The 21,004-nt window shown below is 45.2% G+C and carries 21 protein-coding genes; 9 read left to right on the forward strand and 12 right to left on the reverse strand.

Annotation, left to right across the window (positions count from 1 at the left end; all coding sequences use genetic code 11):
- Nucleotides 1-63: 63 nt before the first annotated feature.
- Both asnB and HFA01_RS05860 read right to left on the reverse strand, forming a co-directional pair.
- The gene (asnB, locus tag HFA01_RS05855) at nucleotides 64-1,905 is read right to left on the reverse strand and encodes an asparagine synthase (glutamine-hydrolyzing) (protein WP_146814186.1); all 1,842 of its coding nucleotides are present in this window, start codon (nucleotides 1,903-1,905) and stop codon (nucleotides 64-66) included.
- Nucleotides 1,906-2,571: 666 nt separating this feature from the next.
- Complete coding sequence (locus tag HFA01_RS05860; protein WP_146814188.1) at nucleotides 2,572-2,931, reverse strand: YisL family protein; 360 nt, start codon at nucleotides 2,929-2,931, stop codon at nucleotides 2,572-2,574.
- Between the two features lie 161 nt (nucleotides 2,932-3,092).
- On the opposite strand from HFA01_RS05860, the gene HFA01_RS05865 reads away from it, so the two are divergent.
- Entirely contained in the window at nucleotides 3,093-4,289 is a 1,197-nt protein-coding gene (locus HFA01_RS05865) for an ornithine--oxo-acid transaminase (RefSeq protein WP_146814190.1), read from the forward strand.
- A 42-nt stretch (nucleotides 4,290-4,331) separates the two neighbouring features.
- Here the strand turns inward: HFA01_RS05865 and HFA01_RS05870 are convergent, their stop codons facing one another.
- The 3 genes from HFA01_RS05870 to HFA01_RS05880 are packed head-to-tail and all read right to left on the reverse strand — an operon-like array spanning nucleotide 4,332 to nucleotide 7,240.
- On the reverse strand, nucleotides 4,332-4,835 hold the full coding sequence (locus tag HFA01_RS05870; RefSeq protein ID WP_146814192.1) for a GDYXXLXY domain-containing protein: 504 nt from the start codon (nucleotides 4,833-4,835) through the stop codon (nucleotides 4,332-4,334).
- On the reverse strand, nucleotides 4,832-6,031 hold the full coding sequence (locus HFA01_RS05875; RefSeq protein ID WP_146814194.1) for a DUF2157 domain-containing protein: 1,200 nt from the start codon (nucleotides 6,029-6,031) through the stop codon (nucleotides 4,832-4,834). Before HFA01_RS05875 ends, HFA01_RS05870 begins: the two co-directional genes overlap by 4 nt.
- An 18-nt stretch (nucleotides 6,032-6,049) precedes the next feature.
- On the reverse strand, nucleotides 6,050-7,240 hold the full coding sequence (locus HFA01_RS05880; protein ID WP_146814196.1) for a DUF418 domain-containing protein: 1,191 nt from the start codon (nucleotides 7,238-7,240) through the stop codon (nucleotides 6,050-6,052).
- An 87-nt stretch (nucleotides 7,241-7,327) separates the two neighbouring features.
- On the opposite strand from HFA01_RS05880, the gene HFA01_RS05885 reads away from it, so the two are divergent.
- The 6 genes from HFA01_RS05885 to HFA01_RS05910 all read left to right on the forward strand — a co-directional run bounded on the left by HFA01_RS05885 (nucleotide 7,328) and on the right by HFA01_RS05910 (nucleotide 9,233).
- Nucleotides 7,328-7,549, forward strand: a complete 222-nt coding sequence (locus HFA01_RS05885; RefSeq protein WP_146814198.1) for a spore germination protein — start codon at nucleotides 7,328-7,330, stop codon at nucleotides 7,547-7,549.
- A gap of 11 nt (nucleotides 7,550-7,560) precedes the next feature.
- Complete coding sequence (locus HFA01_RS05890; RefSeq protein ID WP_146814201.1) at nucleotides 7,561-7,788, forward strand: spore germination protein GerPB; 228 nt, start codon at nucleotides 7,561-7,563, stop codon at nucleotides 7,786-7,788.
- A 44-nt stretch (nucleotides 7,789-7,832) separates the two neighbouring features.
- Complete coding sequence (gene gerPC / locus HFA01_RS05895) at nucleotides 7,833-8,387, forward strand: spore germination protein GerPC (RefSeq protein ID WP_146814203.1); 555 nt, start codon at nucleotides 7,833-7,835, stop codon at nucleotides 8,385-8,387.
- Nucleotides 8,384-8,587 carry a spore germination protein GerPD gene (locus tag HFA01_RS05900; RefSeq protein ID WP_146814205.1) on the forward strand — a complete coding sequence of 68 codons (204 nt, stop codon included), beginning with the start codon at nucleotides 8,384-8,386 and terminating at the stop codon, nucleotides 8,585-8,587. Before gerPC ends, HFA01_RS05900 begins: the two co-directional genes overlap by 4 nt.
- Nucleotides 8,580-8,951, forward strand: a complete 372-nt coding sequence (locus HFA01_RS05905) for a spore germination protein GerPE (RefSeq protein ID WP_146814208.1) — start codon at nucleotides 8,580-8,582, stop codon at nucleotides 8,949-8,951. Before HFA01_RS05900 ends, HFA01_RS05905 begins: the two co-directional genes overlap by 8 nt.
- 63 nt (nucleotides 8,952-9,014) lie before the next feature.
- Nucleotides 9,015-9,233, forward strand: coding sequence for a spore germination protein (locus HFA01_RS05910; protein WP_146814210.1), 219 nt, complete (start codon nucleotides 9,015-9,017; stop codon nucleotides 9,231-9,233).
- A 178-nt stretch (nucleotides 9,234-9,411) separates the two neighbouring features.
- Here the strand turns inward: HFA01_RS05910 and HFA01_RS05915 are convergent, their stop codons facing one another.
- The 5 genes from HFA01_RS05915 to HFA01_RS05935 form a co-directional block, all read right to left on the reverse strand.
- Entirely contained in the window at nucleotides 9,412-9,699 is a 288-nt protein-coding gene (locus HFA01_RS05915) for an HNH endonuclease (protein WP_146814212.1), read from the reverse strand.
- Nucleotides 9,683-13,402 carry a helicase-exonuclease AddAB subunit AddA gene (addA, locus tag HFA01_RS05920; RefSeq protein ID WP_146814214.1) on the reverse strand — a complete coding sequence of 1,240 codons (3,720 nt, stop codon included), beginning with the start codon at nucleotides 13,400-13,402 and terminating at the stop codon, nucleotides 9,683-9,685. The genes HFA01_RS05915 and addA overlap by 17 nt, the downstream gene beginning before the upstream one ends.
- Nucleotides 13,402-16,902: a helicase-exonuclease AddAB subunit AddB gene (gene addB, locus HFA01_RS05925; protein ID WP_146814216.1), complete on the reverse strand. Its 3,501-nt coding sequence runs from the start codon at nucleotides 16,900-16,902 to the stop codon at nucleotides 13,402-13,404. The genes addA and addB overlap by 1 nt, the downstream gene beginning before the upstream one ends.
- Nucleotides 16,903-17,043: 141 nt before the next feature.
- Nucleotides 17,044-17,580, reverse strand: a complete 537-nt coding sequence (gene lepB, locus HFA01_RS05930; protein ID WP_146814218.1) for a signal peptidase I — start codon at nucleotides 17,578-17,580, stop codon at nucleotides 17,044-17,046.
- A 54-nt stretch (nucleotides 17,581-17,634) separates the two neighbouring features.
- On the reverse strand, nucleotides 17,635-18,282 hold the full coding sequence (locus tag HFA01_RS05935; protein WP_146814220.1) for a TVP38/TMEM64 family protein: 648 nt from the start codon (nucleotides 18,280-18,282) through the stop codon (nucleotides 17,635-17,637).
- 211 nt (nucleotides 18,283-18,493) lie between these two features.
- On the opposite strand from HFA01_RS05935, the gene HFA01_RS05940 reads away from it, so the two are divergent.
- Nucleotides 18,494-18,910: a YhjD family protein gene (locus HFA01_RS05940; protein ID WP_146814222.1), complete on the forward strand. Its 417-nt coding sequence runs from the start codon at nucleotides 18,494-18,496 to the stop codon at nucleotides 18,908-18,910.
- Here HFA01_RS05940 and HFA01_RS05945 read toward each other — a convergent pair.
- The gene (locus tag HFA01_RS05945; RefSeq protein ID WP_146814223.1) at nucleotides 18,831-19,358 is read right to left on the reverse strand and encodes a competence protein ComK; all 528 of its coding nucleotides are present in this window, start codon (nucleotides 19,356-19,358) and stop codon (nucleotides 18,831-18,833) included. The two genes, HFA01_RS05940 and HFA01_RS05945, sit on opposite strands and share 80 nt — an antisense overlap.
- A 307-nt stretch (nucleotides 19,359-19,665) precedes the next feature.
- Between HFA01_RS05945 and HFA01_RS05950 the strand changes: the two genes are divergently transcribed.
- Nucleotides 19,666-20,112, forward strand: coding sequence for a DUF3939 domain-containing protein (locus HFA01_RS05950; RefSeq protein WP_146814225.1), 447 nt, complete (start codon nucleotides 19,666-19,668; stop codon nucleotides 20,110-20,112).
- On the opposite strand, the gene HFA01_RS05955 is transcribed toward HFA01_RS05950, so the two are convergent.
- Complete coding sequence (locus tag HFA01_RS05955; RefSeq protein ID WP_146814227.1) at nucleotides 20,113-20,859, reverse strand: SDR family NAD(P)-dependent oxidoreductase; 747 nt, start codon at nucleotides 20,857-20,859, stop codon at nucleotides 20,113-20,115.
- Nucleotides 20,860-21,004 lie beyond the last annotated feature (145 nt).

Raw genomic sequence — 21,004 nt, forward strand, 5'->3', positions numbered from 1 at the left:
GAATAGGGAGCTTATATGGGATTAGCGGAATTGAAAAAACCGCCCTGAAAGTGGGCGGTTTGGTTAGAAGGTAACTTTGTAGGTTCTTAGCCAGTGGTCAATCTGACAAAGGTGAGCAATGAGCTGCGGCCCTGTCATCAGCTGACCAAACCAAGGTGTATCAATCGACTTCCCTTCCGAATCATTTAACTTCCGCACCTGATCACGATCAAAAATATCAAAGAGCGGAGCATTCGAATCTGCAAGCGTCTCTTCCATCCATGTACAAACAGCCTTCGTATAGTCAGGGTGGAAGGTTTTCGGATAGGGGTTCTTTTTCCGGAAGAGTACTTTATCTGGTAGAATTCCTCGGAGTGCCTGACGCAGCAGGCCTTTCTCCTGATTATTATAAAACTTCATACTCCATGGTACATTCCATACATACTCAACAAGGCGGTGATCACTGAAAGGTACACGCACCTCAAGACTCGCCCCCATACTCATTCGGTCTTTGCGCTCCAGTAAGGTCTGCATAAACCAGTTCATATTGAGGTAGGACATTTGCCTGTGCTTCTTACTGTCTTCATCCTCACCTGCAAGCAGCGGTGTTTCTGCAACGGTTTCCTGATATCGCTTCAACATATACCATTCAATATCAATATCCCCATTTAAATCTTGCCGGACAAGAGAGACCCTCTCATTAAGGGAGCGAATCCATGGAAATCCTCTTCGTTCTTTATCCTCTTTCCGGTAAAACCAGGGATATCCTCCAAAAATCTCATCGGCACATTCTCCTGAAAGAGCGACGGTTACATGGTTTTTAATTTCCTCACAAAACCACAACAAAGATGAATCCACATCCGCCATACCTGGGAGATCGCGGAGCTCTACCGCCCGTTTCAAACGTGAAACAAGATCCTCTGTCCTTGCTTCCATCACAGAGTGTTTGGTTTGGTTCTTTGCACTGACAAGATTGATGAACGCTTCATCACGATCTGGTTGGAACGCATTCTTTTTGAAAAATTTCTCTTGGTCTTTATAGTCGATGGAAAATGTCTGAAGCGCCCCTAACTGATCTTGTTTATATTTTTCAGCGGCTACAGCCGTAATGGCACTTGAATCAACGCCTCCAGATAAAAACGTCCCAAGTTTCACATCAGAAACAAGCTGGCGCTGGGAAGCATCCATAAACAATTCGCGCACGCGCGCAACTGTCTCATCGAACGAGTCTTCATGAGGAGCGCTCTCTACGTTCCAATACCTATCGATTTTTAATTTTCCTTTATCAAAGACAGCTCTATGACCTGGCCGGATTTCATTAATCTCTTGGAAAATCCCCTCCCCAGGTGTTCTAGACGGTCCTAAGGATAAGAGTTCATGGAGACCATTACTGTCAACAGCAGCTGAAACTTCAGGGTGGGCTAATATGGCCTTCATTTCAGAGGCAAACATCACACCATTACCTCTGTCACTGTAAAAGAGCGGCTTAACACCCAGCCGGTCACGGGCTAAAAATAAGCGCTCGCGCTTTTTCTCCCAGACACTGAACGCAAAGATTCCATTCATGTAGTCAACACATGCGGTTCCCCATTCCATGTAACTGACGAGGACCACCTCAGTATCTGAATGGGACTGGAACGTCCACCCCTTTGCCTTTAGTTGGTCTCTGATATCATCTGTATTGTAAAGCTCTCCGTTATAGCATAAAATGTATTCTTCATCCCGCGCCTTGCGGATCATCGGTTGCTTACCTCCGGCAGGGTCCACAACAATTAAACGTTGGTGACCAAATGCAGCCGGTCCCTCTATCCATTTCTGGTAATCATCAGGCCCACGGTGCTGCAACGTGTTTGCCATTTGATCCAATATCGAAGCCTTTTCCTCTGTTTTATGTGTTGCATCGACCCATCCGACAATTCCACACATCTAGCCTCACCATCCTTTTTTCATACGAAATGCGCAAGTCACGCTACAGCGCTGGATTTTCACATAAAAAAACCATCATGACTCACTATATGATGGTAGTGTTTTTCTTATGAAACCTCTCCCACTTTCCCTGTACTAGGAAAGGTGGTGCCAGAAGGTGTAAGGCTCAATAGGAAGATCCCTGTGGTTCGCTGGCGTATTGAAGGGACACACCTCTTTCCAAGTATTTAAAAGCAGCTTGAGATGAAATTTACAAATATACAGAATCAATATCTTCTAGACTCTTTGTAGACGTTTCAACCATTCTTTCCAGTAGGTTTTTTGTATTTATTAGTAGGGTTTGAGTCTTTGTCAACAGCTTTCGGAAGACGTATGTCTGTCACTTTTGAGTTTTATCCGTGTATTTTACGTGTTTATCATTAAGATCAAGCCACCCACCCCAACCTATGCACAGAACTTCAGCAGCAAACATCAGGAGCTTTTCTGAAATAGATAAAAAAATAAGAGAAAAGTGTTGACATAAACAATGAGAATGATTATCATTGTAATTGATAATAATTATCACCGTTATCCCCCCAAAATAACGGACGAACATCAGACACAAAAACACAGCCCCCTTTTTTGATATGAAAAAGCTGCATGCGAACGTCGCATGCAGCTTTATTTTTATGCTGGCAGAATGCCGGCTGGTAAGAAGCCAAATCCAAGAATGATCGCGATGATGCCAGCGATGGCAAGCTGTGCCCACCAAATGCCTGTTGGCTTCTTCTTTTTGTATTTGACAGCTACCATTTCCATGGAAGCGATGGTCCATAAACCGACGAGCAGTTTAATGATGATAAGCGGACCGTATTCGGCGTAGCTTGCAAACAATGAACCTCCGGAATAAAGAATAAGCAAATAAAAAAGACGAAGAATCATGTGAGAGATCTTTGCTGCTTTTTCACTGCCTTTGCGGCTGAACATGGTTACAAGACCGACAAGTACGAATGCGATGACCCATGAAGTAATATGTAAGTGCGCCATATTTTGTTATCCTCCTTTTCATATGAATCTACGGTTATGATACCATGACTGTTCCGCATATTCCTATTATTTTAATGCAGACTGCATTTTCGAAATTATAAGAAAATAAAGAGCAAACCTGTTATAATGATGAAAGACTGAAATGAAAATGGAGGGATTGCATGTCTGTAATTAGTAGTCAAAACATTATTGATCAAACCCAGGAATATGGTGCGAAGAACTACCATCCACTTCCGATCGTCATCGCTAAAGCCGAAGGTGTATGGGTGGAGGATCCTGAGGGAAATCGTTATATGGATATGTTAAGCGCTTACTCAGCGGTCAACCAGGGACACCGACACCCGAAGATCATTCAGGCGCTGACTGATCAGGCGAACCGTGTAACCTTGACTTCCCGTGCTTTTCACAATGATCAGCTCGGCCCGTGGTACGAGAAAATTTGTAAGCTGACGAATAAAGAGATGGCTCTTCCGATGAACACAGGAGCTGAGGCTGTAGAAACGGCCATTAAATCGGCAAGACGCTGGGCTTATGATGTTAAGAAAGTAGAAGAGGACAAAGCAGAGATCATTGCATGTACAGGAAACTTCCATGGCCGGACGATGACAGCGGTCTCCCTTTCTTCTGAGAAGGAATACAAACGCGGTTTCGGACCAATGCTTCCAGGCATTAAACTCGTTCCTTATGGAGATATTGATGCACTGAAAGAAGCGATCACAGAAAATACAGCCGGTTTCATGCTTGAGCCAATTCAAGGGGAAGCAGGCATCGTCATGCCGCCGGAAGGCTTCCTTAAAGAAGCCTATGACGTTTGTAAGGAGAACAATGTATTGTTCATTGCGGATGAGATTCAAGCAGGTCTTGGCCGTAGTGGTAAGATGTTTGCTTGCGATTGGGAAAATGTCAGCCCCGACATGCTCATTCTCGGTAAAGCTCTCGGCGGAGGTGTCTTCCCAATCTCCTGTGTGGTTGCAAACAGGGAAGTCCTTGGTGTCTTCAACCCAGGCTCTCACGGTTCCACATTTGGCGGCAACCCACTTGCCTGCGCCGTTTCAGTGGCTTCTCTTGAAGTGATTGAAGAGGAGAAACTGGCGGAGCGTTCGCTTGAACTAGGAAACTATATGATGCAGGAGCTCAAATCGATCGATAACCCGAAAATTAAAGAGGTTCGCGGAAAAGGTCTCTTTATCGGTGTTGAAATGACAGAGCCTGCCCGCAAGTACTGCGAAGAGTTGAAAGAAAAAGGACTGCTCTGTAAAGAAACACATGAAAATGTGATCCGCTTTGCTCCTCCTCTCGTTATTGAGCAGGATGACTTGGACTGGGCCATCAGTCAAATCAAAGCAGTCTTAAGCTAAGCAAAAAAAAGACGGCCGCCCCTATATGGGCTGCCGTCTTCATTAATTTAGAGAAGCAATTTTCTTTTGTTTCCAAGGAGCAAGAACAATTTCTACTTCCCGCTCTTCTCTCTGTTCCCAGAACGTGCCTGTGTTTTCTTCAATGTAATACCTCCCCAGGCCAATATCCACTTGATATTGCTGAAGTGAAGGATCAGACCATTGATACTTAGAAGAAAGCACCACTTGATTGCTTTCTGTATCAGGCCACAAAGTGGAGGCTTCTACAAGCTCATATATTTCCTCGTCATTTTCCTCAAGCAGTAAAAACACTTTTTCTCCGCGATTCAAAGGTTCTTCGACCAACCATTTCTCTTCAGGAATTCGTTCAATGGCATAATCCAGTGTTACATAGTCTCCGTAAAAAGGATCACGGGGGTCCACGGGTGCCGTCTTGAGTGTAATTGTCTGTCCCCAGAGATCCATCGCATAATAGGAGGCGGACATGAGAAGAAGAAACAAGAGTTGTAGAGTGACAAGCCCATAAAACCACCAGCGCTGCTTCATTTCTCTTCTCCTCCTTTATGGATGGTACGCCGTTTTTTCTCGAGGAAGTAACTGAGCGCAAACAATAAAACGCCGCCAATCAAGAAGAACAACGAGCGATCCATGAAATCCCAAGCGAGTTGAAAATAAGCAATAAAAGTAGTCAGAAGAAAAGCGACTGTCCCTTTGTTGACCCATCGTGACACTTCCTGCTGATAACCTGAAATTAACCACAGCAGGGAATAAAGAAACAAGATGAGGAGGGAAAGCATATCTCCTGATTCAAAACGGAAGACAGGGACAAACAATAACAAGTCAATCCAGTAGTAGTTGGTCGAGCTCATAGCAGACCTTACCACAGAGAAGAAGAACAAAATGGCCCAGGCCAGGAAGAAGTAAAGCGATGATTCTGTCAGTTCCCCCACATATTCGTTTCCAAGGAAAAAAACCTGCAAAACCAGCATGGTAAAAACGGAAAATATGCTCAGCGTCTTAAATACGCGCACACTTCCTTTTTCAAGCAGGAAATCCTCTACAACATACAGCAGTAAGAAAAACGCAATCAACCAATAGTAGGGCATTCCTTCACTAAATACGAGAATGACAGCATGAAGCGTGTAACTGGCTCCATATGCAGCAAGTTGAGTCACTTTCCGTGAACTTAACACAACCCATCCCAACCCGAGAATGAACAGAAGGCCAAGCCATATATGAAAGTGCTGAAAAACAATTCCGCTGTACAGCTGACCCACCGTCATAATCACTAGTGTCGCGTAAAAAAATGTATGGTCTTTAAAAATGAGAAACAAACCGAAGGCCACGATCGACCATAAGAAAAATGGAAAAGCACTATAAGACGTATAGTGATACATTTGACCGACTAGAAAAATACTGGAACCGAAGACCAGAAGAGCAATCATGATGAGACTGATGCCTACAGGTTTGGATTTTTTCCTGTACACCCAATCTCCGCATAAATAAAAGGCCGTAAGTGAAGTAAGAAGAATCACCATTCTCCCGAGATCCGTCAAATAGGACCAGTTTGATGCAACGAAAGTCAAAAATGCAAGACCTATGAAAAGAGCTGCAAAGGTGAGCAGCACGGGTTTATTCTGCTTCTTAGAGTAGCGTTCCAACAATTGTTCACGTTGGACTTCACTGATTATCGCATCTTCTACCCATTTCCTGCTTTCTTTCACGAGGTGATCACGATTCAAGACATCTGCCCCCTTCTCTTATGAAGCCGCCTCACTTTTTCTCTTTAATGGCTGCTTCTTCCCGTACGTCAACGTCCGCCATAACCATTCCAACGGACCATACCGGAATTTTTTCAACCAAGCCTTGCTTCCAAAGACCTGACCCGTAAATATAACCAAAACAATGAGGAAACTTCCAATCGGTGGAACGGTACCATATAAACCAAAACCGACCGAATAAAAAAGGATAAAGCTGATCAGTGACTGCAGGATGTAATTCGACAAAGACATCCGGCCGACCCATGTTAAAGGATGAACGATACGGGCACCAATTGATGTCTGGAACAATAGAGTAATAGATAAGACATAAAAGATAGCTGAGGCTGAACCACCGATGCTATCCTGGGCCAGCTGAAACCATTCCGGGCTTCCGAATAGATGCGGGCCTGCTTTGAAAATGAGGAACACTATACCCGTCCACACCCATACAGTTTTAATAGAACTCCAATGTTCAGTCGGTTTATGAAGCCATCGCTTACGGCAAAAATACATGCCGAATAAAAACATTGGAATTAAACTCAACGCAAGAAATGGAATATTCCCCCATTGATTGGCATATACCCAATCCGCTAAGTTTTGACGCCAGATATCAACGAGCGATCCGGTCCCATAGTTCTCAAGTGCTTCTTGAATCGCCGGCCGGTTGACGATGCCCTGCACCTGATCCCTGATCATGTACAGCGAAAAAGTCAGTGGAAGCACAAGAAAAGCAAGCATTCCAAACGCCCAGTTCAACAACGTTTTTTCCTTCACGTTGAAAAAGGCCAGTAATATTAATCCGAGTACTCCATAAGAAAGCAGAATATCCCCATGCCAGATAAGGAAAGCATGTATGAAACCGAATCCTGTAAGTACAAGAAGACGCCTGAAAATAACACGATGGTATGGAATCTGTTTTTCAACGAGACGGTCCTTCATCATTTGAATGCCAAATCCGAACATGAAGGAAAACAGCGTATAAAAACTGGCTTGAAAGAAAATATCAATAAAATTCTGCACGGTATGACTGAGAGGCGACGGCCAAAATTCCGCTGCGCCCCCATATAAAAAATATGGTGCGTTAAACGCAGGTACATTGACCATAAAGATTCCGAGAATGGCGAGTCCCCTGGCCGCATCGACCCAGTCGAGCCGTTCCGATTCCCGGAGAGGCGAACCTTTCCTTTTCATATGTATTCCCCCTATGATAGTTATTTTACTTTTCTTACGTCATTTAGACAATGAAGTTTCATAAACTGTAGAAAGGAGTTTTTCGTTATGCCAGCAAAAGTCGGAGCCGTTAAAGTCATTTCTCTTTCGTCTTCAAGTATTTTTAACATCGGTGACGTCTACAATATGGCCCCGGAAGCGACAGCAAAGACTTTTGCCGGTGGAGGTTCCTTCAATACCGGTGACGGCATCCGAATCAACATCAACCGATCGGATACGTTCATTAATGACTCGGAGTTTATTGATCAGCCTATTATCAATAATGCGTAGGAGGTGTGTCTATGAATCTTACTGTTCATCAATCCATCTACATCCACGTCCTGAGAATCGGATCGGTAGCTAACTCTTCTGTTCTTCAAATCGGAAGCTCCGGAGTCATCCAATCAAAAGCTGATTTGTACAACACAGGCGGCTATACAGGACCTGCGCCCAAAGCCCAGCCGAAAGACGGAGAGGTCATCATCCCAGAAGCAGGAGGCGGCACGCTTGTTCCACTTTCCATAACATAGATGTCCCCCCTTCTTCATAAAGATAGGATAGGGGGTGAGCGCACTTGAACCAATATCATTCTTGGCAATCCTGGGTCCAGCAAATGATGAACCAGATGGAACAACAGCAGAAAATGATTGAACAATTACAGAAAAAAATCGAGCAGATCCAATCCATTGAACACCCACCAAAGACAGTCATAGAAAAGATCGAATATAAATTTGATCAGCTGAAAATCGAGACGCTCGAAGGAACCCTGCAAATCGGGCTGACCCCAAATGGATCCGACCTCTCTGAAATTGGAGACTTATATAGCAACCAAGGAAAACAATTGCCACAAACGGATGATCAGGCGCTTCACTTTTTACAGGAATATATGGTGTCCGACATCCCCGTCTGGATGAATCAGTACTGCCGTGATCATGATATTCAAGTCAGTGAGAAGCATAAAGAACGAATGATCGAAGATGTCCGTAAACAACTTCCGCAGCGCATGGAATATTACCGTAATCAAGAACCAGAAGCTCCACCTGAAACGTTATTCCATCAAATACAAACAGAAATCCAACATTCCATTGCGCAATACTTCGATACGATTCAAGGAGATGAGGACCGTTGAATCATGTTGTACACAACTATGGCCTGCACGTAGGAAACATCCGCGTGACAGGCGTTTCTGGTTCATCCGTCTTTTTAATTGGAGATAATAAAACCATCCGCCTGCAATCTTTCTTTGACACTCCTCCAGAATCTTTAATCATAGGTCCTTTTGAAAACATTGAAGAAGTTTCTAATGTCGAGATGGAACCGAATGATTAAGAGGATGGTTTACACTCAGCACGTAGACATTACGTCTGTGCTTATTGGCTCCATAGTCGATATTGGTGACGTGTACCGTGCAGCCCCATCATCAAAAGTTTTGGCTGTACAAAAAGAAGGTTTACAGTTCAAGGGTGACATCTACGATTTTGAAGACTTCCCTATCTTCTCACAGGAGAGTTCGCCCCCGTTACAACCGATTCAAATGGACTCTTTTCATTACCAAAATCGCCCGATTGAAGTCGATTATGTCCGTGTCGTCGGGGTCTCGACAGCTGCTGTTTTTCAAATTGGCGGCATTGATCATATAGACGCCATCAATTACACGAAACACTTCAGATTATTGCGCGAGGAAGAACAATAACAGCCCAACGTGCATACGTTGTAACTATAATGCTTGAATCGCACCAAAAAGGAGGCGATTGCGATGCCGGCTATTGTCGGACCCATCAATATAAACAGCGTCGGTGGTGGGGTAGTTAACTTTGGAGATTCTTTCTATCTGTCCCCGAAATCTACAGGCAAAACGAATGCCGGATCGGGAGCTCTGAACACCGGAAACTGGATTATTACAAACAACGGACTCAGCTCTACAAACCCATTTGACCCAGACGTTGCCGATCAAAATATTACAGCAAATGCTTAGAGATTAATGAAGTGCCCTTGATCGTCAGGGCGCTTTTTTGTTGCCGTTTTGAATTAAGTCACTTCCCCTCGCGTTAAGGCACTTTCCTGCACTCTATTATTCCTGTTCCTAAGTTTAGGAAGGGACACTGCACGACCTCCTTCATCAAAAAAAGAAACCGGACACGTGTCCGGTTTCTTCATTTCCTCTTTCTTCGATTCGATTTTCTAGTCGTTATTTTCTTCTCTGGGTCCTGCTTTTTCACCCATCGTAAATACTTCTGCATATCCGGATGGTCTTTCAAACGTTCGACACTATGATAAAAAGCGGCCAGTTCTTCATTTGTAAATAATGCATGAATCTGGCGGTGACAAGCGCTGCACAGCATCGCCGTCGGTCCTTCCACGCCACCGTATTGTTTCGGTATTAAGTGATGCTCTGTCGTCTTGACCGGTGAGCGGGAACATAAATCACAGGTCTCTCCCATGTGTATCAACCTCCACCATGAAGGATCCTTCAAAGAAATACAAACACCTCTTGCGGACAGGCTGTTTCCAAATCTTTTCAAGAGCCGTTTGATACAAGCTTAATTGTGTGCGGTACCTGTCCGCCAATTTCGATGCTGCATCGTCTGCACCTTCAGGAATCGCATCCGATTTATAATCCAGAATCATCCAGCCATCTTCATAAGGAATCATAGCGTCAATGACACCCTGTATGAAAACCTGCTCCTCCGTCGCTTCTTCCCAGTCTGCGTAAACCTCATCGGCAGGCAAAGTTAAACTGAATGGAACTTCACGTTCAATCTGATCCGTTTGCAATACATATTCCCCTATATCGGTGTGGAAAAAGTCGGCTACGGCTTTAAAATCAATCACATCAGCCTCTTCGCGCCGGAGTACTTCCTTGAGAACCAGGTGCTCCACGTACTCTTCCACTTCCTCACTCGTCCACTGTTTTGTAAAAGGCAGGTGTTGCATGACGGTGTGCATCGCTGTTCCGCGTTCCGCTGCAGTCAGCTGTTTTTCCTCCTGCATGAAACGAGGGCGTTTAACGATTGGTGCACGGTAAGGGACAAGCAGCTGGTCGCTTGAGTATTCATCCTTCGTCTCGCGCTGACGTTTGATTTCGGTAACGGTCTGCTTGGCTCTGGTGTGAGCCGCTTTGACATGAGGGTACACAAAGTCGAGGCGCTTCACATAGGATTCATCCACCTCTTCAGGAACCGCTACCGGCTTCCATTCCTCCACCGCTTGCTGCAACTGTTCATCCCGTTTTTCTTTCACCTCGTCAAGGACACTGAATTCACTTCCATGAGCAATGTGTACCCGCCACTGTGATTCGTCATAGTGAATCTCTTCAGCGGTCATCACTTCCACATCTCCCCGAAGGTCAACCGTGTGCTGATGACGTATTAATGAAGGACCGACCCAATCGAGGTAAGACTTTGCTTCCAAACGATCATGAGGTGGCAGCACCCAGTCACGGGCATCCACAAAGTTCTGCCATTTCTCCTGTTTCTTTTCAAAAGAAGCGACATTGCCGACCATGACAAGCTTCTCCTTCGCTCTTGTCAACGCGACGTACAAGACTCTCATTTCCTCCGCTAAAAGTTCACGACGTTTGGCTTCTTTCAATGCGTGATAAGCAAGCGTCGGGTACATGAGCCTTTTTTCTGGATTGATATAGCGTGAGCCGAACCCATAGTCTTTATGCAGTAAGTATCGGTTCTTCAAATCCATCATATTGAACTGCTTGTCCATGGCTCCAAGAATGACGACAGGGAACTCCAGTCCCTTACTTTTGTGAATCGTCATGATCCGGACGACATCTTCCTGCTCACCTAGGGCACGAGCCGCTCCGAGATCATCCCCTCTTTCTTCCATCCGCTCAATAAAACGAAGGAAGCGGAACAGCCCACGGAAAGAGGTGGCTTCATAGGAGCGGGCGCGATCGTATAAAGCTCTCAAGTTGGCTTGGCGCTGACGCCCGCCCGGCATTCCACCGACAAAGTCGTAGTAGCCAGTTTCACGGAAAATGTCCCAAATGAGTTCAGATAATGCTCCTTGACGCGCCCGTTCACGGAAGCTTCTTAATGAATCCAGGAACGCATCTACTTTACGTCCCAGCTCATCTTTAGCCACATAAGCCTGCATGGCTTCATAATATGTCGCGCGCTTCTTTGCAAGACGAATTTGTGCAAGCTCATCTTCATTAAGACCAACGATTGGCGATTTGAGTACCGATGCGAGCGGGATATCCTGCATCGGGTTATCAATCACCTTGAGCAGACTGAGCATCACTTTGATTTCGATCGCTTCGAAATACCCTGTGGAGAGCTCAGCATAAATCGGAATGCCTTGTTGCTTCAATTCGTCCACGATGGTCGATGCCCATGTCATCGAACGCATCAGGATGACGATGTCACGGTATTGTAATGGACGCTTCGTTCCTGTTTCTTTATCCACGACTTGAAGAGGTTCCTCGTCTTCATACCCCAGCCATTTACGAATCATTTTCCCATAAGCGCGAGCTTCGAGTTGGGCTTTTTCTAAATCCTTATAGGCCTCATCTTCGTCACTGTCGCTTTCCTGTGATTCCCGGTCGATGAGGAAAAGCTCCGCATCGGCATCATCAGCTGTTAATTCATCATATATTTTGTTGCTGTAAATAAGTTCTGCATCCTTTTCATACTCCATCTCTCCGACTTCTTCATCAAGCACTTGGCGGAAGATATAGTTCGTCGCATCCAGCACTTGCTTACGGCTCCGGAAGTTACGAGCGAGGTCAATCCGCTCGCCGTCATTCTCTTCATTTCCGTATAGCTTGTACTTATTCAAAAATAAGGAAGGTTCTGCATGTCGGAACCGGTAGATGCTCTGTTTTACATCTCCAACCATAAATAAGTGCCCGGCATCTTTTCCTTCCGTCAAAAGTCGAAGTAAGGTTTCTTGGACAAGGTTCGTATCTTGATATTCATCAATTAACACTTCTGAAAACTGCTTTTGGAAACTTTCCGCAACCTGAGAAGGCACAAGGTCCACAGGAGTCGCTGTATCATCAAGCAATATATGCAGGCAATAGTGCTCCAGGTCTGAAAAATCGACAATCGCTTTTTCTTTTTTCAACTGCTCGTATCGCTCTTTAAAGTCCTTCACGATGACGGCAAGCTGTTCCATGACGGGGTGCAGGTCCTGCATATCCTTCAAATAGCTTTCAAGCGAACGTGAGAACCATTCATCACGAACCTCATTCCAACGTTTCTTATAACGGTCACGAATCTTTTTCGCCTTTTCTTTTTTTTCTGCATCACAGTCCATTTTCTTTCGAGATAGCGTGGCGAATTTCTGTCCAGCCATAAAACTTTGCATCTCTGACCAGGAATGAGCAAGTGCTCCTTTTGCCTGCTGGATCAACTCTAGGTCCAACTCTGCGGTTTCCGCATAAGCATAGGGGCCGTCCGGTTCACGTGTGAGCTCCAATACTTGCTGGGCTTCTGTTTCCATCGCTTTCAACTGGCTTTTCACTTCCTGTTTCAACAGGTTGAGCCACGGTAGGTCCCCTTCACTTTCGACATCGGCCACATTGTACATGTCTACCATTTGATCGATCCAGGCATCCGGCCACGGGTTTTGCGTCGCGAACGTATATAAATCAAGTACTAATTTTTCTACATCCAAGTCACTCCGGTCGCTTGAAAACCTTTCAACCACATCGAAAAAACGCTGCTGTTCTTCGCCTTCTTTCCCATACCAGTCCTCAAATAGCTCTTCAAGAACCTCCTGCTGAATCAAGTCCGATTCGACCGTATCGGCAATTCTAAATCCAGGGTCAAGATCAAGCAAGTAGGCATAGCGACGCACCACTTCCATACAAAACGAATGGAGCGTGGAGATGGAAGCATTTTGCAGCAAGGACAGCTGTTTTTTCAAATGGTGAGAGCCTGGATTTTCTTCTAAAGCCTTCGCCAGTGCCTGTCCGACACGGTTCCTCATCTCCTGAGCCGCAGCATTCGTAAACGTCACCACAAGCAAGGAGTCGATATCTACAGGATCATCTTTATGAAGGAGCTTTTGAATAATCCGTTCGACGAGGACCGCTGTCTTGCCCGAACCAGCAGCCGCAGCCACGAGGATGTTCGATCCATGCGAATAGATCGCCCGCTCTTGTTCTTTTGTCCAACTGACCATTACGCATCCTCCTTCCCTTTCGTCAGTCTCTCCAGAACATCTTCATCTTTCATGTCCTGCAGTTTGCGATAGTTATGTTCTTCTAATGTCGGATCGAACTGACAGACAGATCGATACGAACAAAATTCACAGGCGACCTGCTGGTTTTTCTGAAACGGATCAAGATCGACAGCTCCATCCGTTATTCTTGTGCCCGCTTCTGTCATCAGCCCGCGGATATACTGTTTCAGTTGTTCAAAACGCTCCTCATCCGCTGTTTTCGAACTCTTATAAAATCCACCCTTTGCTTTCAAAGCGGCAGGCACGATTTGGCTATATCCTTTTTCAAGACCTGTATCCATCATTTGGACGACACGTTCATTTTCTAGAAGCAGCCCTTGCATTTTAAACTTCTTGAAAATCTCTTCTTCAATCTGTTCATCTTTAAGGAGCTGTTTTCCTGTGATCATCGGGTTGTGCACATGGAAATAAAGCACACCTCCAGGGGTTGCATTTTTTCCAAGCCAGTGTTCAGCGTTGGTCAGCACAACGTCTAAATAAGCGAGCATCTGCAGCGACAAACCATAAAAAACGTCAACGAGACTCAAGCCTTTACTGCTTGATTTGTAATCGATGATCCTCAAAAATAAATCTTCTTCTGAAAGAGCTTTATCTACACGATCGATACGTCCGCGGAGCATAAGTTCATATCCATTCGGCAAGTTGAAAGACAATGGAGGCAGTTTCGCATCGCCGCCAGTCCCGAACCCAAGCTCCAGACCGACAGGGGAAAATTGACTACTCCTAGCCTGCTCGCTTAGAACGAACGTCGCTCGTGCAATGACCTGTTGCAGCTTCTTCTGAATATATTGATAGCGGTTCGAACTCTTTAGGATTTGATTTTGTAAGATTGGTGCCAGTGTATTGGTGGCTTTTTCTGCATAAAGGTTCGTATCCTGACGATTTAATTGAGAAAAGTCACGTCCTTCAGCCTGAACCCATTCCGTGATTTGCTTGAGCGCTTCGTGGAAGAGCTGACCGATGTCAGGGGCATCCAACTTATAAGTTCTTCGCTCTTCAAGCCCGAGACTGTGCTGAGCGAAATATTGATACGAACAACGGTGATACGTTTCCAGCCTTGAAACACTTGTTTTCACCTGTTTGTCGAATAGCTGCCCCGTAGTATCCTTGGAAAGGGATACCGGTTTATTTTTGTAAAAAAGACTCTGTAATACACGGTTCGTCAATCCATGGGAAGGTTCGTGCTCAATATACCAGTTCAACAATTCCCACCAGACTGGCTGCATCAAATATCCTTTCAAATATCGGGCGAACTGCGAAGTAAGTGCCGACCTCGTCTTTTGCGGATTCGTAATAAACCGTTCTGCTTCGTACAAATCATCAGGATCCTGTAAAAGCACATGTTCCTTCGTATTCGGGAACAACTCCTCAATCCGTTGGATGAGGGTCGCCGGAACTTTGGACTTCCCTTCCTCGTTACTGAGCGGATAGCTGATCCACAATCGATCTGCGGGCATCGTCAGAGCCAAGTACACATAAAAGCGATCATCCAAGAGCTGGCGATTGCTGCCATCGGCAAGCTGAATGCCGTGCTCCGCAAGCAAGGAACGTTCCTGTTCAGAAATCATCCCATCACTCGGCGGCTTCATCGGCCACATCCCATCAGTCACACCGAGGAGGAAAGCGGCTTTAATTCCTGTCATCCTTGAACGATCGACACTTCCGACGATGACATGGTCCATGCTTGGCGGAACATGGGCGAAGGTGAGAGATTCCAAACCACTATCGATGGTACTGCGGAAGACTTGGAGTGACATTTTTTCATCACCGGCCATTTCCACCATTTCATCGAGCAGTTGCAGGAAATCATCCCATACTTGCGCCTGTTCGCGCCCCCGCTCGATTTCTCCTTTTTCATCATAAAACGTACGCCAGGACTCGAGTTGATCCGGAACGCGCAAACCTTCCAGCCATAAATAAATGACCCGTGCCCGCTCTTCAATCGTTCTGGCTGCCCTAAGCTCCTCATCAAATGGCTGCAGCGCTTGGCGTACTTGGTCACGGTACGCATTGATCCGGGTTTGTTTCGCTTTTTCCTCGTCCGTTTGTGCGGACTGTTCAAATCCACGAAAACGCTGGTAAACCCACGGCTCATCAGAAAACCATTGACTGCGCGCCCGTATGCCATACTCCAGTACGTAATTCTCCAGTTCGTCAATCGCATCTTCATTCAATGGATGCCTTCGGTCTGTCGCTGGAATAAAGCCGGTTTTTAATAGTCGAAACACAGCATCATAACGGAAATTCCCTTCCACAACATCCAGACCAGAACGGACGAGTTCAATCATGGGATGGTTGAGCATCGTCCTTTTTTCATCGATGAACACCGGGATCTCATAATCATCAAAGAGTGTTTCAATCAGACTATGGTAAACGTCCGGCTCGCGCATCAAAATGGCTATATCCTTATAGCGATAGCCTTGATCACGAACGAGGTGAAGAATCTCCTGTGCCACCCCTTCGACTTCTGCACGAGGGTGAACCGCTTCTGCAATCTGAATCGGTACTTTCCCTTCACACGGAGCTGCCGGCCTTACATCATAATACTTTTCCAAATGTAGAAAGGCGGGCTGGTCTTTCATACGACCAGAGGTATGGTCAAGCACCTCCGTATCTTCCAGCCTGACCCCCGCTTCCTCAGCCACCTTTTTCAGATCAAGGTACGTTTGTTTCGTTTCATGGAAAAGGTCAAGCTCAGGATTCTCTTCTCCTGCCGGTTCCTCTGTTGTCAACGTCACATGAACCGTCTTCACCTTTCTCAAAAGAGTTTCAATGACTTGATACTCCTGAGGCGTAAAGCTGTGGAACCCGTCGATGTACACTTCTGCTCCATCTAAAAAAGAGGCCTCAGGAATTTTGCTGGCAAGAAGCTTTAGCTGGTCTTCACTATCTATGTATTGATCTTTCAGCGCATCAACAAGACGATCATAAATGTATGTCATATCATCCAACTTGTCTCTTAAACCCTGTTCCTGACTCGTAGTGTGAACGAACTGATCAAGCGCGTCCATCTGTGCTTGAAGATCATCCGGTGTAATGCGGTAACGCTTGAATTCTGTAATCATCCCCTCCAGTTGTTCAATGAACCCCTGTTTCTCCACCGCTTTTTGAAAGACACGCCAATCGGACGTCCGCTCCTCCACGATTTTGCGCAGCATCATCTGAACACCTGTGGACGTGATGAACTTCTTCGTTCCCCCTCCAGTTTCCTGGAGCACTCTCCAGGCCAGCCGGGAAAAACTGAAAACTTGGGCACGAATAGAGCCCTCCACTCCCTCTCTTTTGAGAAGGCCGTATTCCTGTTGGAAGGTCATCTGGTCCGGAACGATATAGATGATTGCCGGCCCTCGTGGGTCATCTTTTAATTTTGCTTCTATTTCATTTAAGCAACGCGTACTTTTTCCTGCTCCTGAACGACCGAGCAAAAAACGCAACCCCATACCGACCGCTCCTTTCTTTCTCATTCTGTTTATATTTTATCATTTTTGCACCGTTTATGATGCCCTCCCGCTCTTTAACAATCCTGCCATAGTGTTCAATAACGATGGACATAAAAAAAACGCCCGGTAAGGACGGTTTTTTTAAAACTGAACGCCGAGTTGATTCATAGGCCAGTAACGCACATCCACTTTTCCGACGACGGTATCAGCAGGTACAAACCCGAAATATCTACTATCCAGGCTGTCCCTTCTATTATCCCCCATTACAAATAAGTGGCCTTTCGGGACCTTTTGATGTCCGGTCACTTCTTCCAACGTGAAATCCTCTGTAAAAGGCAGCCCATCATTCGGACGGAGTGGATCGAGGTAACTTTCGTCAACACGTTTACCATTGATATATAACTGATCATCCCGAACAGCAATCTCATCCCCGCCGACTCCTATCACGCGCTTCACATAATCTTCTTCTTCATTTGCGTGAAAAACAATAACCTGCTGTCTTCCGATATCCTGCCAATCATAGACGGCTTTATTGACCATTAATAAATTCCCGTCATAGAGCGTCGGCTCCATTGATTCGCCGTCTACAATGTAGCTTGCGAATAAATAAGAGCGGAACACAAAAGCCAGCAGCAGGGCGAATAGTACCGTTCTGATCGCTCTTTTATATTTTTTCATCGTTTGCGCCTCCAGGTGTTATGCTACAAACATTTTACCCCTGCTGAGACAAACTTAATCCCCGCTGTACGCTTTCTGTTCCGCTTTTATTTGTATTCTCTTTTCGATATACTTCCCAAGCACCCAAAAGAGCAAAATGCAAACGCCGACTACAATGGATTTCACTGGATTTTGCGCAAACGATGCGATACTCGAACCTACATAGGCAATTGTAAAAATCATGACTGCTTTGCCCAAAAGGACGGCTAGAATGAATTGCTGTCGACTGACATTGGATAACCCAGAAACCACGTTAATGATCGAGGATGGAGAAAAGGGAAAGCACATGAGCAAGAACAATGGGCCAAACCCATGCTCTTCTACCCACTTCGTCACTTTCTTCACTTGCTTTTGCCTTGTAATTTTCCTGAACAGACGTTTATCCCCTAACCGACGAATAATAAAAAACACGCACAATGAGCCGAAAACAGCCCCAAGCCATGAATAAAGAAATCCTTTGAACAACCCATACACGACAGCATTGGCTAATACAAAGGCAACAAGTGGCAAAATCGGCAAAAACGCTTCGATAAGAGGAAATAGAATGCCCGGGATTGGTCCAAACCGTTCCAATCCTTCCAGCTGCCTGATGATGTAATCAAATAATTGATCATTCTCCGCTAAATGGCGCCATTGGTTGATTTTTTCAAACACTGAATCCATGATGCTGCTCCTTATGTACACTAGCGAACAGTGTATGCTTTTCTTTATTTTATCTGAAATCCCGCTCTATGCCTACCAGTATGTGAGCCCTTATCTAGCATTTCCCCTTCCTGCCACTTTCAACCTTTTTGCAAAACTATCTTGCATACATCGGACCTTTCCGTGGTATAATACAAATAAGAACACTTGTTCGTATTCGGAGGAGAATGACATGAGGTATCTAAAACAAAACGAATTGGATCTCGCTTCCCGCTATTTGTTTTTGTCTATGGCCATCACTGTAATCAGGCAGGATCGAAAGCACATGGAACAAGGGAAATTCAAAATCAAGGAGCCGTACATGGAGATGCTCGGTAAAATGGAACTGGAAGCGCGAGAGGAACGGAGAAAACTAAGAAAGCAAATGGACCAGATGAAATTGCAGGTGGTTGAATCAGGAAGGAACGATTCATTTACCTCTTTCCTTTTTTTAGCTCATGGATATGAAGAGAAGCGCAACTATTTCAATCCAGCCATCAGAAAAAAAGTGGAAAACATTTTGTTCGAGCTTATGAGAAAGTCTCAGCAATCCGTTCAGCACGATGATCAGCAACCACAGGTGACGAATGGAAACGGTCCTCAAGAATGACGCGCAAATGAGCGGTTCGTTGAACTTGATTGGCAAACATGCCATCAGAAACGGGAAGATTGACGGTCATACCGTTCGTGAATTGAACAGTCGTCGTTTTATTAGGCTCGCCACGGTAGGAGCGAATATATTTGTGGGCGATCCAGGAGCAGTCTTTTCGTTTCGGGGAGATAATTGGGAAGAAATAAATGGCCATCGCTTCTGATATGACAATCGGAGGTTTGTGCGTGTAGCCGGTCAGCTGCTTTGTGCCAGCAATTCGACCATCGAGGCTGCTGGCAAAGTAACGGCAGGAACAATCAATAAGATCACTTGGACATTTCGAAATGACAAAGCGCTCATCCGTCTCCATTACTTCTGTAAAAGCTTGTCCATCCTCATTGTTTGTGGCAATAAGAGCCATGGTCTGGGGATTAATCTCGTATTCTTTTCCATGAACATATGTCATCCACTACAACACCTCTTTCATTTCAAGTGGCGGCAGCTCTACGCTTAGGTCGAACCTACCGCTCATCTTCTTTAATTTACCAAATCACCCGACAAAAGTCTAAACATTCTTAAAAAATGTTTCATTTCGACGATTCTGCTATACTACAATTACACCTTTTCTTCTTTCTGTCCTTTGTTTCCTCTCTGTTCTTCACCACGACCAAAGTCAGGATTAAGTAATGTGAAGAAATCGAGTTCAGGCTGAACGGGTTGACCTTTCATTTGAAAACACCTCTCAAGTTAAATTTCATTTAGGAGGAATACACATGTGGAGTCGAAAAAAAAAGAAGCCGAAACTAGAGAAGAAGGATTTATCCATCCACGATGTCCGAAAAGCCGTCCATGCCTATGCGGATGCCAAACCGAAAGATGTTCCTCTGAGTGTGATCATCAAAGAGGACCTTTCCTTGGATTACGACCTTTTAGCCCCCTACTTAAAAGCTGTACCTATTCAAAACTTCTACATGTCCCGGGAAACCTATGAGTTGTTTGAAGAGCAGGACCGGGACCTTGCGCTGGATATCGATCTCGTTCAACATGCTGTCGACCAATATATGAAACAGACGCAGGAGCTCCCTGTCATAAATGATGACCCATACAAACGGATAAGTTATTATAAGCTCGAAAATCACCATTTGTTACAACGCAGACCAGAACGTGACTTTTATCTTACAAAAGAAGAATTTATGATCACCTACAAAAAGCCTAAATAATCATCGATCAGCCGTTCCTAGGGTCATCCCACCATCCACTACGATTTCCGTTCCCGTACAATAAGAACTATCGTCAGAAGCAAGGAAAGCAATAGCTTTAGCTATTTCCCGGGGCTGCCCAATCCTACCGAGAGGGATCGAATCATAAAATTCCGGGATCCCTTTCCCCTCTGTTGCCATCTCGGTCTCTACTCCACCGGGGTGAACCATATTGACACGAATCCCTGAAGGTCCGAGTTCAATAGCTGCAGCTTTCGACATCGCCACCACAGATGCTTTCGTTGCTGCGTATGCAGATGACTCGCTAATCGGAGCGAAAGAAGAAATCGATAAGTTATTCACGATAGAACCTTTTCCCTGTTCAATCATATAAGGGATAGCTGCCTGCATTCCGAAAAAGACCCCCAGCTGATTTACTTGGATTAATTGTTCGTATTCTTCCTTTTTCATCTCTATAAAAGGCTTTCGGATCAGAAGCCCAGCATTGTTCACTAGTACATCCAACCGACCGAATTTCTTAACGACCTCAGCTGTAGCAACCATCCATTCCTCATTCTTCGTTACATCCAACTGTACAGCAAGTGCATACGGAGATCCCGTGGATGCCACCACCTCTTCAGCAAGATGGACATTCCGTGCTCCAAAAGCCACCGAAGCGCCAAGAGATAACAAGTATTCTGCAACGACCTTACCCTGTCCGCGATTGGCACCAGTCACCAACACTACTTGACCATCTAATTTCCTCATCACCTTTGAGCTCCCTTCGATTCATCATTCCGTTATTTTAAACTCAATCACCCAAGCTCATACTTATATATTCACGAAACAGCCACGCAAACTAGTTATTGAAGTAAATGGCAGGATACTTGAATACTCAGTTTCGAGACTTTTA

It is taken from the genome of Halobacillus faecis, from assembly GCF_007991335.1.
GTDB classification, from domain to species: domain Bacteria; phylum Bacillota; class Bacilli; order Bacillales; family Halobacillaceae; genus Halobacillus; species Halobacillus faecis.